The sequence below is a fragment of the Flavobacterium sp. genome (genome assembly GCF_003525665.1).
Classification (GTDB): Bacteria; Bacteroidota; Bacteroidia; order Flavobacteriales; family Flavobacteriaceae; genus Flavobacterium.
Map to the genome: position 1 here is coordinate 1 of NZ_DQDX01000168.1, position 3,460 is coordinate 3,460.

Genomic DNA, 3,460 nt, shown 5'->3' on the forward strand with positions numbered 1-3,460 from the left:
TAATTCTACAGATATGTTTAAAAAATTACTTTTTTGTTTTCTTTTGTTTACTTCATTTTCATTTCATGCTCAAATTGTTATTAATGAAATAGATGCTGATAATCCGGGTTCTGACAATAAAGAATTTGTGGAGTTAAAATCAAGTTCACCAAATTTTTCCCTAAACGGATATGTCTTAGTTTTTTTTAATGGACAAACTGCAGCTGGAACTTTAAGTTATTTTTCTTTAGATTTAGATGGATATACCACTGATGTTAATGGAATCATTCATTTTGGAAACTCGCAAGTTTCTCCATCACCAAAAACACCTTATTTTCCATTAAACGCAATTCAAAATGGTCCTGATGTAATAGCTATTTTCACCGGAAATGCTTCAGATTTTCCACTAGATACTCCAGCAAATAATACCAATTTAATTGATGCTATTGCTTATTCTACCAATACAACAACTCCTTCCGCATTAATGAACCTATTTGGAATCACTATTTGTTCAATAGATAATCAACCACTTGGTTCAACTTCGAACTCTGTTCAAAGAAAAAATGATGGTACTTATGAAGTAAAACCGCCAACTCCAGGTGTAAATAACGATGGTACTGGAATAATTTTTAATTATGTAACCACTTCGACTAGTCAAACTACTTTATCTGAAGGGCAAACACTAACTATTAATTTTTCTACATCTCAACCTGTTACTTCACAACCACTTGTAATTTCATTTTTATTAAATAATGGCAGTTTTAATGCAAGTGATTTTTCTGGTTTAACTAGTGTAACAATTCCGGTAGGTTCTTCTACAGGATTTGCTACAATTCAGCTTCTTGATGATTCTTTGAATGAAGGTGATGAAGAATTGAAAGTAGTTTTAAATACGCTTCCTGCAGGCTATTATTTGAATAATAATGATTTGATAGTTAGGGTAAATGATATTAATTTTATTGTATCAACTTTTGGCACTCCTTTGAATCCAACTTATGGAAACGTTTCAAGTACAGCTCCAAATGGTTATTATTCTTCATTAGAAGGACTTTCTGGAACCGCTTTGAAACAAGCTCTTCAGAATATTATTGCTAATCCATCGGTAGTTCATGCTCACAATTATGGTGATATTGAGACTATTTTGAAAGTAGCTGATCAAAATCCGGCTAATAGCAATCAAGTTTGGTTAATGTATGTAGAACAGCCTCGTTCAAAATTGGATTTTCAGGATTCTAATAGTAATGTTGGCAAGTGGAACAGAGAGCATATTTTCCCACAATCTCGTGGCGGATTTCAAGATGGGACTTTAAGTTTTGCTGACGGAATTAATATTTGGTTACCAACGAATGCAGATGATATTTTAGCAGGTCATGCAGATGCACATCATATAAGAGCTGAAGATGGTCCTGAAAATAGTTTAAGAAGTAACAGAGATTACGGTTCAGATTACAATGGTCCTTCGGGAAACCTTAGTAGTTGGAAAGGTGATGTTGCACGTTCGTTATTTTATATGGCAGTTCGTTATAATGCGCTGAGTTTAGTAAATGGTAATCCAGCCGATACAACTGTTGGGCAAATTGGAGATTTAGCTTCATTACTTCAATGGAATACTTCAGATCCAAGAGACGATTTTGAAATGAATCGCAATAATTACATTTATACTTGGCAAGTAAATAGAAATCCGTTTATTGATTATCCTAATTTAGCTGATTATATTTGGGGTGCAAATGCCGGACAAATATGGTTTTCAACTCTTTCAAATTCAAATTTTGAAGAAAGCAAAGTTGTTATTTACCCAAATCCTAGTAAAGGCGAAATTACAATTTCAGGTATAGATTCTGAATATTCTGTTGAAGTGTATACTAGTTTAGGTTCAAAAATCTACGAATCGAAATTTGTTGGAAGTAATAAAATCCAAACTAATTGGTCAAGCGGAGTTTTTTTTGCTAAAATAACTTCTAATTCAAAAGCTGTTGTTAAGAAAATAGTTGTCGATTAAGTAGCGACGATTTTCTATTGAAAACAATTTGTATTTTTGCATTATGAATGATAATTTCACAAATGAATTTTTTGGCATAGGAATCCAAAACGGAAAAACTCCTGAAAATCTTGGTGTTTTGTGGCGATCTGCTCAAAATTTGGGAGCGAGTTTTATTTTTACTATCGGAAATAGATATGCCAAACAAGCTTCTGATACTCACAGTGCAGTGAAGTCGATGCCTTATTTTCATTACGAAGATTTTGATGATTTTTTTAAAAATTTACCCATAGGAGCAAGACTTGTTGGCGTAGAATTGGATGAAAATGCCGAAGATTTAGAAACGTTTCATCATCCAAGACGTTGTGTTTATTTATTGGGTGCTGAAGATAGTGGCTTAAGTAAAAAAGCAATCGAAAAATGTCATTTTTTGGTAAAATTTAAATCCCCGAAAAGTTTAAATGTTTCTGTTGCCGGAAGTATAGTTCTTTATGATAGAGGAATTAATAAACCAAGATCATAAAAATTTGAAATTTTCTATTTAGGATTATTATTTGCCGATACAAAAATTCGCAAATATATTCCCAAGCAATTCATCGTTAGTAACTTCACCAGTAATCTCTCCAAAATAAAATAATGCCTGACGAATGTCTATCGCCATAAGGTCGGATGGAATGCCGCTGTTTAAACCAAATTTCACTTTCTGAATTTCTTCCAAAGCTTTTAATAACGAATCGTAATGTCTTGTATTGGTTACAATCGTTTCGTTATTTCGAAGCGCACCAGTATTTACAAAAGATAGTAATTGGTTCTTTAAATCGTCAATTCCTGTTTTATTTTTTGCTGAAATTAACAAAGCATTCGAAATTTCTGAATTAATATTTTCTACTAATTCAGTCGTCATCAAATCCATTTTATTAAAAATAACTAATAAGGTTTTTAATGGATATTTGTTTTTGATTTGTTCAATTTCAGATTTTAGAGATTCTAAACTGTCATCTGATAACTGCGAACTATCAACTAAAAAAAGAACCACTTGCGCTTGTTCAATTTTTTCAAATGTTTTCTTGATTCCGATACTTTCTACAACGTCAATTGTCTCGCGAATTCCAGCTGTATCTATAAATCTAAAACCAATTCCGCCAATAACTAATTCATCTTCAATGGTATCGCGAGTTGTTCCGGCAATTTCAGAAACAATAGCGCGTTCTTCGTTTAACAAAGCATTCAACAAAGTCGATTTTCCAACATTGGGTTCACCTACAATAGCTACTGGAATTCCATTTTTTATCACATTTCCAACGGCAAACGAATCGATTAATCTTTTTAAAACAAATTCAATTCGATTCAATAAATCATGAAATTGTGTTCTATCTGCAAATTCCACATCTTCTTCGGCAAAGTCTAATTCTAATTCGATTAAGGAAGCAAAATTTAATAATTCTTCTCTCAATTTCGAAATTTCGTTGCTAAAACCACCACGCATTTGTTGCATTGCAATTT

At 32.4% G+C, this 3,460-nt stretch carries 3 protein-coding genes; 2 read left to right on the forward strand and 1 reads right to left on the reverse strand.

Annotated elements, in window-relative coordinates; genetic code table 11:
- Nucleotides 1-1,978: endonuclease (locus DIU01_RS11690; RefSeq protein WP_367222003.1), on the forward strand; the 1,978-nt coding region annotated here is incomplete at its 5' end.
- Nucleotides 1,979-2,021: 43 nt separating this feature from the next.
- A complete protein-coding gene (locus DIU01_RS11695; protein ID WP_290834656.1) occupies nt 2,022-2,480 on the forward strand; it encodes an RNA methyltransferase in 459 nt (152 codons plus the stop codon).
- Between the two features lie 27 nt (nt 2,481-2,507).
- Here DIU01_RS11695 and DIU01_RS11700 read toward each other — a convergent pair.
- Nucleotides 2,508-3,460 (reverse strand): tRNA modification GTPase (locus DIU01_RS11700; RefSeq protein WP_290834658.1); only part of this gene is annotated, 953 nt, incomplete at its 5' end.